Below are 549 nucleotides of genomic sequence, written 5' to 3'. Positions count from 1 at the left end.
TTCTTTGCTACTCGACCTAGTGATCCAAAGTGTCAATGATTTTCAGGACGATTGTCTTAAACTGTGTGAGAAGCATTATCCTGCCGTACATAACCAAGGTATGAGTGAACACCATCTTGGCCTTGCATTTTCTCGCCGAATGGAACACACCTTCCGTCATTTTGGTTACAACAGCATCGTAAAACCGATTGAAGTACTCGACGCTCCAGACCTACCTCACCACTATCGCATTTCTTCTGAGATTGGAACGGTTTGGGTGTTAAGCCATCACATGGTCAGTGCCGGTAAATCGTGTCGCGAAAACTTGTTGTCTTCAATTACCGAATGGCAAAGCGAGTATGGCTACGCGCTGCAACCTAACGACCTACTCTTCCTTGTTTGCGATCATTGGATCAGTCGCAGTAAAACCAGCCGAGAACTGCTCCATTGGTGGATGGGCGAATTGCCGGATCAAATCAATGAATATACTGAGCAAGGCATCACTCTTTACACCAGTGAATCTCAGCTCACTCAATCCCTTGATACACGCTTTGATATCAGCCCTTGTTA

At 45.7% G+C, this 549-nt stretch carries 1 protein-coding gene; it reads left to right on the top strand.

Going from position 1 to position 549, the window contains the following annotated elements; genetic code table 11:
• Window positions 1–4: 4 nt before the first annotated feature.
• Window positions 5–549 (top strand): hypothetical protein (locus R8N49_RS29670; RefSeq protein ID WP_318190768.1); only part of this gene is annotated, 545 nt, incomplete at its 3' end.

This window comes from Vibrio sp. 1978 (genome assembly GCF_033344345.1).
The sequence above is the reverse complement of the archived record's forward strand: the minus strand, read 5'-3'. Positions and strand labels throughout refer to the sequence as shown.